Consider the following 14,177-nt stretch of genomic DNA (forward strand, 5'->3'; position numbering starts at 1 on the left):
TTGGGTATAGAAGATATTATACAAGAACTGCCATATAGCAAACCATTTTTGTTTGTAGATAAAATTCTGGAGATTGATGATGATCATATCAAAGGTAGCTACACATTTCTAAAGGATGAATATTTTTATGAAGGACATTTTAAAGATAATCCTATTACTCCGGGGGTGATCCTTACCGAATGTATGGCGCAAATTGGGATGGCGTGTTTTGGGATTTATCTTTTAAAAGGAGAATGGAGTAAAGCCAATTTCGGAGTGGCAATGACTAGTAGTGATATTAATTTTTACCACCCTGTTTACCCAGAGGAGAAGGTGACTGTAATTGCTGCTAAAGAATATTTTAGATTTAATAAGTTAAAATGTAAAGTTACTATGTATAATGCTGAGGACGTGTTGGTTGCTAAAGGTATTGTAGCAGGAGTAGCTTTTAAAAAATAAAACCAAGAGATGAGTAGTATAGGATATTCGTTAGTAAAACTAGTGCTTAAACTAAAAGGAGAAAAGAAATCCTGGTCTCAAGATCCTATTGATTACCGTAAAAAAAGAAAACAAGATGTACATACTCCTAACACAAAGCTTTTATTAGGTAGTATCTTTGAAACTAAAGAGATATACAATAGTAAAGTGACTAGTATTGCCCCTAAAAATACAAATACAGATTTTTTGTTATTGTATTGTCATGGAGGAGCCTTTGTTTATGGTCCAACTCAAGAAAACTGGATAGCAATAGCTAAGATCGCAAAACAAGCACGTTCTCATGCATGGATGGTAGATTACCCAAAAGCACCAGAAAACACTATTAAAACGATAACAGAAAGCATATATCAAGTATATCTCGAAGCGATAAAAACATATAATCCATCTAAAATCATTTTAATTGGTGATTCTGTAGGAGGAAATTTGATTATGACGCTTACGCAACGATTACTAAAAGAAAAATACAAATTACCAAATAGATTAATAGCGATTACACCAATGATAGACGCCAGTCTAACAAATCCGAAAATTGAAAAAATTGATTTGATAGACCCTATCCTTAGCATAAAAGGGGTGAAGTCTGCAAAGAAAATGTGTGCAGGTCAATTATCTTTAAAAGACCAGATGATTTCTCCCATATACGGTGATTTTGATGATTTTCCGACAATACACTTGTTTACAGCTACAAATGATATCTGTACTCCTGATCAAGAGATGCTAATAGATAAAATAAAAAAAGCCCAAGGTGAAATAGAAGTTATTAAAGGAAAAGGAATGCCTCATATATGGCCAATACTACCTATACTATCTGAAGCTAAAATTGCTATAAAGAAAATAGTATCGATTATTAATTTAGCTATAGATGATGAATAAAAGGCGTGTCGTTATAACAGGCTTAGGTGTGGTTGCTCCAAATGGAACGAACGTTTCAAGTTTTAAAAAACATGTTTATGATGGAGTAAGTGGTATACAACATATTAAAAAATTAGAGGATCTAAATTTTTCATGTCAAATAGGTGGTTTACCAATTTATAAACATGATCATTTAAACAATTACTTTAATTCAATTCAGCTACGTGGTTTAAATGCTTCTGGGATGGAATATGGAGTTATTGCTGGTATGGATGCTTGGAAAGATTCCAAGTTGCCTATCAATGATTCTGAAACACCACTTTGGGATGCCGGGGTAATTTTTGGAACCGGAATATTAGGTGTCGATAAATTTAGAGAAGCTATTTATAAGGTAGACGAAGGTAAAGTAAGAAGATTAGGGAGTACCACAGTTACACAAACTATGGCCAGTGGTATTAGTGCTTTTTTAGGTGGTATGTTAGGATGTGGAAATGTGGTTACCACTAATTCCTCGGCTTGTAGTACAGGAACCGAAGCTATTTTGATGGCCTATGACAGAATAAGTGATGGTAAAGCAGAAATCATTTTGGCGGGTAGTACAAATGATAGCGGTCCCTATGTATGGGGAGGCTTTGATGCTATGCGTATTCTCCCATATAAGTATAATAATAACCCGACCGAGGCATCGCGCCCCATGAGCGCCACAGCTAATGGTTTTGTGCCTGGGAGTGGAGCAGGAGCTTTAGTTATCGAAAGCCTGGATAATGCCCAAAAAAGAGGAGCTACAATCTATGCAGAGATTTTGGGTGGACATGTAAATAGCGGTGGACAACGTAAAGGCGGAAGTATGACAGCTCCTAATAATGATGCAGTGCAGTATTGTATTCGTAAAGCGGTAACGCATGCAGGAATAGATCCGGGAGAAATTGATGCAATCAATGGTCATCTAACCGCTACAACGATGGATAGTGTCGAAATACAAAATTGGTGCATAGCCTTGGGGCGAAAAGGACAGGATTTCCCGTATATCAATTCACTTAAGAGTTTAGTAGGGCATTGCCTGGCAGCTTCTGGTAGTATAGAAAGCGTAGCAACTGTATTACAATTGAAAGAGAATTTCATCTTTGGAAATATAAATTGTGAAGATTTACATCCCGAAATAGAAAATTGGGTATCCAGAGATCGAATCCCTACCAAAACATTGGATTATGCTCCTAATATTATTGCAAAAGCTAGTTTTGGATTTGGAGATGTAAACGCTTGCGTTATCTTTAAAAAATACATATAAAAATAGTATCAAAAATAAATATTGAATCAACTCTAATTAAATTATGACAAAAGAAGAATTACTTTCTAAATTAAAAACAATCATAACACCGTATGTACAAAATGAAGAAGGGCTCACTACTCTTACAGAAAACACTGATTTTATAAAGGATCTGGAAATTAATTCTGCCAATCTGGTAGATGTAGTGCTTGATGTAGAGGATGAATTCGATATTGAGATTGATAATGAATCGATGGAGAAAATGTTAACTGTTAAGGCTTCAATTGCTGTGATAGAAGATAAATTAGCGTCGAAATGATCGGTAATGATATTGTAGACCTTCAATTAGCCAAAACACAAAGTAATTGGCAGAGAAAAGGGTGGCTTCAAAAAATATGTACCATACAGGAACAACAACATATTTTTACTTCAGAAAAAGCAGAAATACAACTCTGGCAGTTTTGGAGTATGAAAGAGGCGGCATATAAAGCCCACCAAAGGCGATTTAACCTTTCTCGAAGGTATAACCCCCAAAACTTTGAATGTACGCCAAAAGGAGAGGTTTATGTTGGTAATTACCGTTATAAAACAATTACAGAAACGCAAAATGAATATGTGTATAGCATTGCAATGGTATCTGATGAAAAGTATCACTCTTCTGTATATGGTAAAAAAACGAATGCACGTTCTAAATTGAAAGAAACAATTTCTGAAAAACTAAATATAGATTCGTCTCTGATTTATTTTACTAAAAATAGTAAGGGAATTCCGTTAGTACATATTGACCAAAAAGCAATACAATTACCGCTGTCGTTTACACATCACGGAAAATACTCGGCATTTGTCGTTTCAATTTAACAATTTGTCGTTAATAGAATTAGATTTCGGCAGTAATAGGATTTAAAAAAACAATTAAGCGTTGTTTGGTATTCTTTGATACACAACTTACTGATAAAATTTACCTATACAATTAAGAAGAAGCAATCTGGGGTATCTTTTTTAAATATATTTGTTTTCAGTGAAAAAATGGAAACAGTTAGATACTAAAAAACTATCTAAGTATCGGAAAATAAAAACGAATATCTAATTTGTTTTGCTCTCGTTTGTCGTGGATATTAACATCAAAATCACTAGAGTAAATCGTAGTTTTGCCTAATAATTTTTTGTCATCAAGAGAGAATGTGATAATCACTTCTTTTTGTATTCCCTTAATAGTAAGATTGCCAATAACTTTATAAGTATTGGTGTCAAAAGCAACTACATCGGTACTCACAAATCTTATTTTTGGGTATTTTTTTCTATAGAAGAATTTTTCCCACATTAAATGTCCATCACGCAAAAAATTATCGGTATCTAGTGTATTAATAAGGGCAGTACCTTTAAAACTTGCATTCTCTGGATCTTTAGGATTGAAATTAATCTTAAAATCTAAACCCGCAATAGTACCAGAAGTTTCATCTTTTATAAAATCAAAAGAAACTCTTGATTTTTCTTTGTCAAAAACAATGCCTTGATAGTCATTGATTAAGGCATAATCAGAAGTTGGGCTGGTTGGTAATTGTGTGGCGTTAGGAATAATATCTTGCCCAAATCCTTGAGCATACAAAATACCAATCAATATGTAGAGAAAAGTTCTCATAGGGATAATTATAATTTTACTAAGTTAGAAATAATCAAGAATCATTCCAAGGGTTTATTTACCCCAATTCTATACCATCATTCAACTACAAAACCAACAGGTATTCAACCTTTTGATTTACAGACTTTTAACTCTTTACTAATGTTTTAGTTATTTATACTTTTGCTCTTAATAAAATTGCAATTTAAAAAAGAAGTAGAGGGAACCTATGCATGAGAACTCTTGATATAACAAATTTTATAAAAACACAGATCATGAAGAAAAATGGAATATATGAAGATCAGGTTACTGATGAAACAACAGTTGTCGAAGAGGCTTTTGAAGGAACAGGAGATATCATAGAAACTGAAGAATTTGATGATACCTTGGAAGAGGAAACAGAAGAATCTGCCAACGACTACTTAGAGGTGAGTAGTGAAAACAGTGGGGGAGATCAGGATTTTGAGGATCTCGAAACACCTTTTGAAGGTAATGAAAGTGGTACCACAGAAAATTCTCAAACCGAAGAAGGTACTCTAGAAAAAGTTTCGGGGTACGATTACTCGGTATTAGAAGAGCAAGAAAACGAAGAAGAAGATGAAGAAAATCTTTTGGATGCATATTACGCTGAGTTTGGAGATCCTACTGCAGCAATGCTAATGCGTAGCGAAAGTGGTAAGAAAATGATGCAAGAAGTTGTTATCGGTAAAGATGATCGTAAACAAATTAAGGGAACAACCAAGTATCCCTGGCGTGCTATCTGTTCTTTAAGAATCAAAGCAAAAGATGGTACCAATTGGATTGGTACAGGATTTCTTATCGGCCCCAGAACAGTTATTACAGCTGGCCATGTAGTTTATATGCATAAACATGGTGGCTGGGCTAAGAGTATCGAAGTAATCCCGGGAAGAAATGGTGCTAAAAAACCATACGGATCATGTAAATCTTCTCATTTCCATTCGGTTAAAGGGTGGACTAAGAGTAAAAAGAGAAGCCATGACTATGGAGCTATTATACTTCCCAAAAACTGTAAGTATGGTAACAAAGTAGGGTATTTTGGATATGGAAACTATGGTTTCTTTGATTTATTAGGATTAAAAGTAAATCTTTCTGGATATCCTGGGGATAAACCAGCAGGTACACAGTGGTGGCATGCCAGAAAAATTAAAGCAGTTACATCCAGAACATTAGTATATAATATTGATACTGCAGGAGGGCAAAGTGGTTCTCCGGTATGGCGAATCAAAAATGGTAAACGTTATGCTGTAGGAATCCATACCAATGGATATTCTTTGGGTAATTCTGCTACTCGAATTACAAAACCCGTGTTTAAGAATCTTAAAAACTGGAAAAACAAATACAAATAGTAAGTAAAACAGAAAGAATGAGCATTTTTATAAGAGAGAATGCTCATTCTTTAAAAAACAAATATAAAAACTAATGGCAGCTACAATTAGAGGAAGAATAGTAGATCAAAAATCTAAAAACCCTGTAGAAGAAGCAGTGATAACTTTAACGATCACTGGGATGACACGATTAGTAGATATAGCTCAAGTAACCGATGATACTGGAGCTTTTTTCTGGAATGATCTAACTCCAGGAAAATACGATATACTCATTATAGCAGAAGGGTATGCAAACAGAAAAATTTCAATCCTATTAAATACAAACGAAGAACAGGAAATTTTTATTGAACTCTAAACCCTAAAAGAAGGATTGTTCGTACGTATCTTAAAATAAATATAAAGTACTACGAATGAGTAGACTAAAATTAAAAAAAATGATAACTTAGAAAGAGAATTAATTGTTAGTCGCGTGATTCATTAAAACTTTCCACTATGAGTAATAAAGAAAAAACCACTAGAAAAAGACGATTCGCAGATTTCCAGAATAAATATCGTAGATCTTCTAATTTTGGATACGGATCAAAGAGAGACCAATTCGCTATTGCCGGAAACGGTGATCTATCTATACCTGAAGATCGTAAACATGCATAGTTGATCACATAGGTAATCACTTTATTAATTAAGTAGCACGTTGTTGTTTTACAGATACTTTTAAATATACAAGAATTACAATTGAAAGTAGTGCACAGACCAAAAACCCTATAAATAAAGGTAGAGTAGTCCCCAAAACAAATCTTCCTATATAAGTGCTAATAGGAACCGCCATAATAGTTGAAACAAAACCTGTGATTGCAGCACCTATCCCCGCAATATGACCAATAGGTTGCATGGCCAACGCCCTTAAATTTCCAAATAAAAAACCAATAGCAAAAAATTGCATTCCGAAGAATAGCAATAATATACCTACGCTTGGATTTGAAGAATTATAAAACAATACAATATATAAAAGTGAAATTGCAAAAAATGCGAGTAGAGAAGTGGTAACCAATTTCTCCATACCATATTTTAAAACTAGTGTTCCGTTTAAGAAAATAGCAGAACCTATAGAGATTGCCAAAAGACCAAATATATACGGAAACTCTTCTTTTAATTGATATTGCTGCTCAAAAACTTGTTGAGAAGTACTTAGATATACCATAAAAGAACCCACAATAAAGCCCGAAATAAGGGTATAGCCAATGGTCGTTTTGTATTGCATTAATTCCTTTAGGCCATCTATAAAAATAGTAGATGTAAATTTTATACGTTTAGATATTTCGAGGGTTTCGGCTTGTCTTTTCCAAAACCAAAAAGAAACTAGTATACTAAATAGTACTTGCACATAAAATATAGCTTGCCAATCATAATGATCTAATACAAATTTACCCAATGCAGGAGCAATAATGGGCACCAAAAGAAATACTACAGTAATAAATGACATGATACGTGCCATATAATCTCCGCTATAAATATCTCGAATCATAGCAATAGCAATGGTTCTGGGAGCAGATAACCCTATACCTTGCAGAATTCGTCCCAATACCATCATTTCTATGCTTGTCGCAAAAACGCAGATAAAGCTTGCGATAATAAAAAGTAATAGCCCCATGTACACAACAGGTTTTCTACCTATACTATCTGATATGGGCCCAAAAAATAACGGACCAATACCAAGACCCAGAAAAATCATGGTTATTAATAACTGATTGTCTGCGACTTGCCGGGTACCAATAGTAATCCCTATAATATCTAACGCAGGTAAAAGTGCATCTATAGCCAAAGCTACGATAGACATTAGAGATGCCATAAGGGTTACAAATTCAAACTGGGCGAACTTATTTTTTTGCATCTGGCAAAAGTAATGCATTTGGCCCACAAAGGTTTAAAGCAGAATGTTATATTCTGTAACGCTATACTATTTTTAATAGTCTTTTATGTGAATCGTACTTTTTTAACCAATACCATCACTTAATTATGAGAAATAGTGACATTTTACTATATAACAAACCAAGGTTAAAACTGTTTCGAATACTTAGAAAAAGGCATTATGTACTTGTAGTAGGAGTCGTGTGTTCTGTTTTCTTATCCGGAAAACAAATACATGCTCAGGAAAAAGAAACAGATGCAAATGGAGTAGTAGATAAGAAATCAAAGTTAGCAATTGGTGGATTTTCATATTCTGGACTATCAAGTCGTGAACAGCATGCATATTTTACAATTGACTACAAAGTAAATTCAAATTTGTTTATAGAATTACAAGGGTATAATGACACATATCTTTCTGCAGATGTTTTTAAAATGCCGATTAGAGGAAAATTACAATTAACAAATAAATTTCATTTTTTTTCTGGTTTGGAAATAGAACTTACACGAAATGTAGATATTCATGATATAGAAGTTCCTTTACAAACTAAGTTTATATATGGTATGGGGTATGATTTTGATACTAATTTTTCTTTAGAGGTAAATCATAATCTAAACTTTGGCACATCGGAGTTTGGATATTATGGAACTCCAAATTTATTGTATGTGCGAGGAAGGTATAGGTTTTAGGGACTAAAATTTTCTATATACTACCTGATTCACTGAAACTTATGTTAAAAAAATGTGCTGATATTTAAAAAAATGGTATATTATTTGATGCAATAATCAGTAATATTTATCATAAAAAATGAAAACTCTTTTTTTAGTACTTATAAGCTGTTTACTATTGAGTTGTGGAAGTTCACAAAGTCCAGTAGTATCTACAGAACAAAGTAAAGCATTAGATGAATTAGATGAATTGGTAGCGCAAAAAAAACTAGAGATTATATCGGATTGGGCATCACCAGTAACGAGCGGTAGTTTTAACGCATTGGCCAATAGCGGATTATTACCTGTAGGAAGTACAGGAAACAATATAAATCTAATCGGAAATTATAATCATTTTAGAATTCTGGGAGATAGTATCTCTGTGGATTTACCATATTTTGGAGAACGTCAAATATCTGCAGGTTTTAATAATAAAAATAACAATATAGAATTTGATGGTGTACCAGAACATACTAAGGTTACATATAATGAGAAAAAGCAACGGTACTCCATAAATTTTGAAATTAGGAATTCTACAGAATGGCTTAGAATATCAATAACACTATATTCAAATTTGAGAAGTGATATTATGATACAGAGCAATCACCGAACATCGATACGATATAGAGGTATGGTATCAAAATTAGAAGATAAGAATCATACAGCGGTATCGAATAATTAATCTGAACTAAATCAATAGCAGAGCAGCACTCAAATATTCTATTTTACATAATATAAATTATAGTACAAATGTATTGTTTAGTTAATAAGAGTGGTCTATCCATTTGATAGCTATAATGTAGTATTATGTAAAATATCCCAGAAGCATTCGTTTTCATTATAATAATTGGAACTTGGGTCATTAAACTAATAAGCGGTTTGCTTCGCAGAGTTTTTTAAAACATTATGTATCTATAATTAGCCGTTATGTAAAATAGCCGCTACCAAGCGCTCGATTGTTTTATAAAATCAAATTGCTCTGGCAATTTATTTTACACACAATTATCCATCGCTTGCCAACGCCAAAATAAAAGCTAACCTTTTTACTCTTATTAAAAATCGCGTATTCGATAAAATGTACGTAATAAAAAATTTTAGACGATTCTCGTAAGTTTGCCACAAGAGTATAAAATTTTCCCTAGCTCTAATCCTTGCTTAAAAATTTCTATACACTTGTTATATGTAGAACTTTAATTAACCATTTTTTTATTCTTTCATTATCTTTTGTCTTGAAACAAAAGAAACAAAAATTCAAGGCTGCATATAATTTTGGAAACAATTAACGGCTCATTCGCTATATTTTAGGAAACATTGTAACTGTTTTCAAGATTGCTTTGAAATCCCTTGTATAATTGGAATTCTTAAGAAACTGTATTACTAAACCACTAAAATATACACGCTCATCTCACCTTATTGTTTTACCAAAATTTTATGAGGCCAAGAGAGAATTAAAAATAGTCAACTTCTTTTTCATTTATCTCATCAATAACAAAAAATAAATTTTCGAATCTTTTATATATTTGAGGTTCATTAATCGTTTTGATTTCATCAGCAAAACCGCCTTTACTTCCTGTTATTTCAAAAAGGCCATCAATCTCTAATTTAGTTAGCATTTTGTTTTTATCTAAAAAATCTTCCTCAAAATAATGTTCAATTTCGAAAAACTTAAACTCTTGTTTGGCTTGGTTATATTTTGCTAATTCTTCTGGAATTGGTAAAATAATGGCATAAATATTTTTTGTCTTATGTTTTTTTACAACTCCTGTTTTAAATATTTCATAATCCTCATTTTTAAAACCATTAAACTCCTGATGTCCAGAGGCATCATTATCAAAAACACCAATAATTGTTTTATCTTGATATTTTCCATTATCCATTTCTTTAGCTATATTATTTAATGTTTTAGCTAATTCATGTGTTCCACCACCTTCTTTTTTAGTTTTAATCTCGCATGATTCCACATTCCAATAAGGTTCTGTATTTCCTGTTAAAGCTTTAAAAGCCTGCATCATATATACTGCATCAGTTTTCCCTTCTGTATATATTTCTACTTTTTTAATAGGCTTAATTGCTTCTAAACTTGTAAACCTAGTAACATCAACACCATTTTCAAGATAATACTTGATACCTTGTTGCATTTTCTGAAGTCGGCTTTTTAACTTGTATCTGTCTTTTAATTCATCTTTGTTTTTAGGGTCAATAATATCAAGTCCATTATCAAATAACAGTGCGAAAATTGGATTTGAGAGAGTGTTTTTTCTTGAATAAAACAAATCCAATTTGTCATTTTTATCAAATTTATCCGATGTTAAAGTTGCTCCTATACAAAATAGTTTATATTTTAAATTAACTATATCACTAGCTAAACCAGTATCCTCAATTTTGTCTAACTCTTCGCTTAAATGGTCAAATGCCAGCTTCAATGTGTCTTCAAGGGTTTTAGAATTAAAATGATTGAAGAACCAAAAGAAATTCATTAATGCAATATCAGTATCTCTTAAATTTTTAAATATTGGTAAAGTTGATGATAGTCGTTTAACATCTTGGTCAGCTTTTATTAAAAGTTCCAATGATTTAATTACACCATCTTTTCTTATATCAGAATCTGTAAGCCACAAAGATTGTAAAATATATCCTAAACCCGAAGATGCAATTAACTCATCCTTTAGTTCGGTATATTTATCAACCCTTATCAATAAATCTCTTAAAAAATCTGGCATATCTTTAGTCCTACCAGTAAAAAATATTGCGGTATTTTGCCAACTAAATTTTGTGAAATTTTCAATTAATGTTGGTACTAAATCACGTCTCTGATTAAAAATTTCTCTTGAAGCATAATATTCCATAAAATAGTCATGCTTAAAATCTATTTTACCATTTTCATCTACATATAAAACACCAGTCCCTTGTGTCAATGATTTTAGAAGTTCTGGATAGACTTCATCTTTGATAGTTATATTCTTTCCTTTAAAAAATTTTTTAATTGATGATTCAAACTCTTCAATAGATTTTCTTGTATTATTTGGATCCTCAATAATATCAACCGCATAAATAGATAATATTCTTTCTTTTATTGTTATATCAAGAAATTCAAGACTAGACTTTACGGATGTTCTTCCTAATAAAAAAACATTAAAATTATCATATATGTCAGTTATTGTAGCTGGAATTTCATATTGCTTTTCTTCAAAAAGTATAGAAATTAGAGATACAGTCAGAGGAGTTATTGGTATTTTTTCTAGTATATTATTATCATGTAGTGTAACCCATAGTTTATCTGATTTTTCTAAATTAAACCTAAAAAAATTATCCAAAAACAATTTAACTTGATTCATGTCAAAATTGTTTAAGTTAACTCTTATGTGGTCATTTAATTCAAAACCTTCTACCAGATAATCGTAATTTCTTGTTCCTATAATAAAACGAATTCCAAAATCTTCTTTTAAGCCATGAATTTCATTCAGAACCTTCAATTGGTTATCTCGTTCAAATTCATCAATAGAGTCAATTATCAAAATTATTTGATACTCATTGTAAATTCGTTCGATATCAAATTCTTTATATATTTTAAGTAACTCTTTATCTAAAATAGTTTTAATATCAAACTTTGATTCAAGAATACTACTAGCTTTAATTAATACAGGTATATTCTTAAAAATTAATTCTTTATTTTTCTCAATAAGCTCCTTCCCTATTTCTTTGAGCAATGTACTTTTTCCTGTACCAGCTTCTCCTGAAAGGATATAATTACCAGACTTTACAATTTTATCTTTGTTTACTCTACTTTTTGTTAATGTTTCTGTTTCAGAATCTTCTTTGTATATATATAATTTTGGTTCAATAAATATTTCTAATAATTTATCATATTTATCATCTAATTTTAATAAACTTTTTAGATGTTTATCTGCTTGAATTGAATCATTAAAACTAATTTCATACGGTTTTAAAAACGTATCATTATGTGACCAATAGTCTTCATAATAATCGTTTATATTATCAATTACTTCTTTTTTACTCCAATATTCAATTACTGCCTTTGGATTTTCATCATTTAACCAATCCTTAAAATAATTTGAGAGTTTACCATTTGAAGTAACAACATATAATTGGTCATATTTAGAATTGATTTTTTTGATTCTTTCATCAAGAACTTCAACTTTACCATTCAATTCACTTAAAGTAATTAAAAAATAAATTTTTTGATTTTTAAGAGCTGTTTTTTGTGTAGCTTCAATTAGATTTTCTGAAACTCTATTTACATTTTCCAACCCCATTTTAACTAATAAATCTTCTATTAGTTTCGATAAGTCTCCAACTTTATCTATTGTATCAATGATACTATTTTTGTTCATATTTATATGCCGATGAAATTATCCATCTAAAATATGATTATTGAATTAAAAAAAAGCAATTAATTTAATTAATTCCATTCCACACACATTACGCTTCCCTCCTACGTCGTCGCATAAAAAGTGTTCCATTAACATTGTAGAAGAAACTTTTTAGAATAAAATTTTTTAAAGAAACTGTAGTAACAACTTTCGCTTTTAACCAAAGCTCAAGTTACATAACGCAGAACATTATAGTACAAATGTATATTGTAGCAAATTGGCGGATGCTTGCATTTTACATAATTGCAGATATAACAACACGCCAGTGTTTTATATCGACAGCAATTATGTAAAAGTCAATTTGCGACACGCCTGTTACATCCGTAGCTATAATGTAATACTATGTAAAATATCCCAGGATAATTCTATTTCATAGTAATCGTAGCTACTTGGGTCATTAAAACTATTTTAAGGCGTTTATGATTAAACCTCACGTTTGACATTTGTAGCTATAATTTGCCGTTATGTAAAATTGCCGCGCCCAACCGCTTTATTGTTTTGTAAATAAAAATGCTCAATGCATTTTTCTCTACACACAATTTGCCATCGCTTGGCCACACCAAAAAAAGCAAAACTTTTAGCTAGCTTATAAATCGCGTATATGATAAAATATACGTGTTAAAAGTTTTTATGCGATTCTCGTGAAGTTGCCGCATAAGCATAAAATTACTCTGACGAGGTAATTTCTATGCACATGCTAACCACAGAACACAGATTAAACATTCTAAAGGTCTACATATCTTTTTGTCTTGATACAAAAAGAAACAAAAAAATCAAGGCTGCAGAAAACTTTGGAAACAATTACGGCTCAATCGCTATATTTTAGAAAACATTGGAACTCATTAAGATTATTTAGAACTCGCTTTAAACTTCACGTTTATTTAGAATATGTATTTGCTAGCCCTCTAAAATATAGACGCTCTTTCACCTATTGTTTTAACCAAAGTTTTCTGAGGCCGTTACAAAAATTGAAGTTCTATTTTACATAATGTTATTGGTTTGATAATTTATCTAAGCAATTGTTTGATTTTCTCTTGTGTTAACCAAGGTCTTTTTCTATGAATCATTTTATGACAATTAGAACATACCATAACAATATCTTCGATTTTGGTTTTATCTCCTTCCTTCATTTCTGAAACAGGTATAGTATGATGACCTTCAATAAAGTCCTCTCCTATTTTACCATATATCTTTTCAAAATCAAAATCACATATTTCACAAAATAATTTCCCATTTAGTTCTTTAAAACGTCTCTTCGCTTCAATCATCAATTTAGGGTTTCTTTCAAATAGAATATGCTTTCTTAAAACTTTCTTACCTTCAGGAAATGTGATATCATCTTCAGTTAAATCAACATTTTTTTCTTGGGGAATATAATTTCTTAACCCCCAAACTCCAGAGCCAATTCCACTTATGGTATAAAAAAGATCTTCTTTATTTAAAAAAGATTCAGAATCAGAAGAATGTTGTTGAATTGTTCTTCTTACAACAGCTTTCCAGTTTTCTGATAAATTTTCTTCTCGAATCTCTTCAATCTTGGAATATAAATCTGAATAGTGGCTCAGACCACCTAACTGTACTAGAGCATTCGAAATATCATCTGTCCATTTACTCAT

The 14,177-nt window shown here is 31.4% G+C and carries 14 protein-coding genes; 10 read left to right on the plus strand and 4 right to left on the minus strand.

The window, feature by feature from the left end; genetic code table 11:
• Genes NNL09_RS20375 through NNL09_RS20395 form a run of 5 tightly spaced genes read left to right on the plus strand, consistent with a single transcriptional unit; the run spans position 1 to position 3,454 of the window.
• Complete coding sequence (locus NNL09_RS20375) at positions 1-438, plus strand: 3-hydroxyacyl-ACP dehydratase FabZ family protein (protein WP_196910113.1); 438 nt, start codon at positions 1-3, stop codon at positions 436-438.
• A 9-nt stretch (positions 439-447) separates the two neighbouring features.
• Positions 448-1,350, plus strand: coding sequence for an alpha/beta hydrolase (locus tag NNL09_RS20380; RefSeq protein WP_196910112.1), 903 nt, complete (start codon positions 448-450; stop codon positions 1,348-1,350).
• Positions 1,343-2,617 (plus strand): beta-ketoacyl synthase, encoded by a 1,275-nt coding sequence (locus NNL09_RS20385; protein WP_196910323.1) that lies wholly within the window; start codon positions 1,343-1,345, stop codon positions 2,615-2,617. The genes NNL09_RS20380 and NNL09_RS20385 overlap by 8 nt, the downstream gene beginning before the upstream one ends.
• A 43-nt stretch (positions 2,618-2,660) precedes the next feature.
• A complete protein-coding gene (locus tag NNL09_RS20390; RefSeq protein ID WP_025663929.1) occupies positions 2,661-2,915 on the plus strand; it encodes an acyl carrier protein in 255 nt (84 codons plus the stop codon).
• The gene (locus NNL09_RS20395) at positions 2,912-3,454 is read left to right on the plus strand and encodes a 4'-phosphopantetheinyl transferase superfamily protein (protein WP_196910111.1); all 543 of its coding nucleotides are present in this window, start codon (positions 2,912-2,914) and stop codon (positions 3,452-3,454) included. The genes NNL09_RS20390 and NNL09_RS20395 overlap by 4 nt, the downstream gene beginning before the upstream one ends.
• Before the next feature lie 193 nt (positions 3,455-3,647).
• On the opposite strand, the gene NNL09_RS20400 is transcribed toward NNL09_RS20395, so the two are convergent.
• A complete protein-coding gene (locus tag NNL09_RS20400; protein ID WP_025663931.1) occupies positions 3,648-4,235 on the minus strand; it encodes a YceI family protein in 588 nt (195 codons plus the stop codon).
• A 254-nt stretch (positions 4,236-4,489) separates the two neighbouring features.
• Here NNL09_RS20400 and NNL09_RS20405 point away from each other — a divergent pair, with 254 nt between their 5' ends.
• From NNL09_RS20405 to NNL09_RS20415, 3 genes are all read left to right on the plus strand, one after another.
• Entirely contained in the window at positions 4,490-5,581 is a 1,092-nt protein-coding gene (locus tag NNL09_RS20405) for a serine protease (RefSeq protein ID WP_152538258.1), read from the plus strand.
• Positions 5,582-5,654: 73 nt separating this feature from the next.
• The gene (locus NNL09_RS20410; protein WP_025663933.1) at positions 5,655-5,915 is read left to right on the plus strand and encodes a carboxypeptidase-like regulatory domain-containing protein; all 261 of its coding nucleotides are present in this window, start codon (positions 5,655-5,657) and stop codon (positions 5,913-5,915) included.
• 137 nt (positions 5,916-6,052) lie between these two features.
• Positions 6,053-6,211, plus strand: coding sequence for a hypothetical protein (locus NNL09_RS20415; protein WP_160170047.1), 159 nt, complete (start codon positions 6,053-6,055; stop codon positions 6,209-6,211).
• Between the two features lie 28 nt (positions 6,212-6,239).
• On the opposite strand, the gene NNL09_RS20420 is transcribed toward NNL09_RS20415, so the two are convergent.
• Positions 6,240-7,448: a multidrug effflux MFS transporter gene (locus NNL09_RS20420; RefSeq protein ID WP_196910110.1), complete on the minus strand. Its 1,209-nt coding sequence runs from the start codon at positions 7,446-7,448 to the stop codon at positions 6,240-6,242.
• Between the two features lie 125 nt (positions 7,449-7,573).
• Here NNL09_RS20420 and NNL09_RS20425 point away from each other — a divergent pair, with 125 nt between their 5' ends.
• Together NNL09_RS20425 and NNL09_RS20430 are read left to right on the plus strand one after the other, a co-directional pair.
• Positions 7,574-8,152, plus strand: a complete 579-nt coding sequence (locus tag NNL09_RS20425) for a hypothetical protein (protein ID WP_025663935.1) — start codon at positions 7,574-7,576, stop codon at positions 8,150-8,152.
• A gap of 118 nt (positions 8,153-8,270) precedes the next feature.
• Entirely contained in the window at positions 8,271-8,852 is a 582-nt protein-coding gene (locus NNL09_RS20430; RefSeq protein ID WP_196910109.1) for a DUF4251 domain-containing protein, read from the plus strand.
• Positions 8,853-9,618: 766 nt separating this feature from the next.
• Here the strand turns inward: NNL09_RS20430 and NNL09_RS20435 are convergent.
• The gene (locus NNL09_RS20435; RefSeq protein WP_196910108.1) at positions 9,619-12,522 is read right to left on the minus strand and encodes an NACHT domain-containing NTPase; all 2,904 of its coding nucleotides are present in this window, start codon (positions 12,520-12,522) and stop codon (positions 9,619-9,621) included.
• A 1,046-nt stretch (positions 12,523-13,568) separates the two neighbouring features.
• On the minus strand, positions 13,569-14,177 hold the full coding sequence (locus tag NNL09_RS20440) for an HNH endonuclease (protein WP_196910107.1): 609 nt from the start codon (positions 14,175-14,177) through the stop codon (positions 13,569-13,571).

This window comes from Aquimarina sp. EL_43, assembly GCF_943422735.1.
In the GTDB taxonomy this organism is placed as follows: Bacteria; Bacteroidota; Bacteroidia; order Flavobacteriales; family Flavobacteriaceae; genus Aquimarina; species Aquimarina megaterium.

Excerpts from the sequence above, each read along its gene's own strand:
- NNL09_RS20400 (WP_025663931.1), bottom strand. The coding sequence starts at position 4,235 with ATGAGAACTTTTCTCTACATATTGATTGGTATTTTGTATGCTCAAGGA.
- NNL09_RS20405 (WP_152538258.1), top strand. The coding sequence starts at position 4,490 with ATGAAGAAAAATGGAATATATGAAGATCAGGTTACTGATGAAACAACA.
- NNL09_RS20385 (WP_196910323.1), top strand. The coding sequence starts at position 1,343 with ATGAATAAAAGGCGTGTCGTTATAACAGGCTTAGGTGTGGTTGCTCCA.
- NNL09_RS20390 (WP_025663929.1), top strand. The coding sequence starts at position 2,661 with ATGACAAAAGAAGAATTACTTTCTAAATTAAAAACAATCATAACACCG.
- NNL09_RS20430 (WP_196910109.1), top strand. The coding sequence starts at position 8,271 with ATGAAAACTCTTTTTTTAGTACTTATAAGCTGTTTACTATTGAGTTGT.
- NNL09_RS20420 (WP_196910110.1), bottom strand. The coding sequence starts at position 7,448 with ATGCAAAAAAATAAGTTCGCCCAGTTTGAATTTGTAACCCTTATGGCA.
- NNL09_RS20395 (WP_196910111.1), top strand. The coding sequence starts at position 2,912 with ATGATCGGTAATGATATTGTAGACCTTCAATTAGCCAAAACACAAAGT.
- NNL09_RS20440 (WP_196910107.1), bottom strand. The coding sequence starts at position 14,177 with ATGAGTAAATGGACAGATGATATTTCGAATGCTCTAGTACAGTTAGGT.
- NNL09_RS20380 (WP_196910112.1), top strand. The coding sequence starts at position 448 with ATGAGTAGTATAGGATATTCGTTAGTAAAACTAGTGCTTAAACTAAAA.
- NNL09_RS20435 (WP_196910108.1), bottom strand. The coding sequence starts at position 12,522 with ATGAACAAAAATAGTATCATTGATACAATAGATAAAGTTGGAGACTTA.
- NNL09_RS20415 (WP_160170047.1), top strand. The coding sequence starts at position 6,053 with ATGAGTAATAAAGAAAAAACCACTAGAAAAAGACGATTCGCAGATTTC.
- NNL09_RS20425 (WP_025663935.1), top strand. The coding sequence starts at position 7,574 with ATGAGAAATAGTGACATTTTACTATATAACAAACCAAGGTTAAAACTG.
- NNL09_RS20410 (WP_025663933.1), top strand. The coding sequence starts at position 5,655 with ATGGCAGCTACAATTAGAGGAAGAATAGTAGATCAAAAATCTAAAAAC.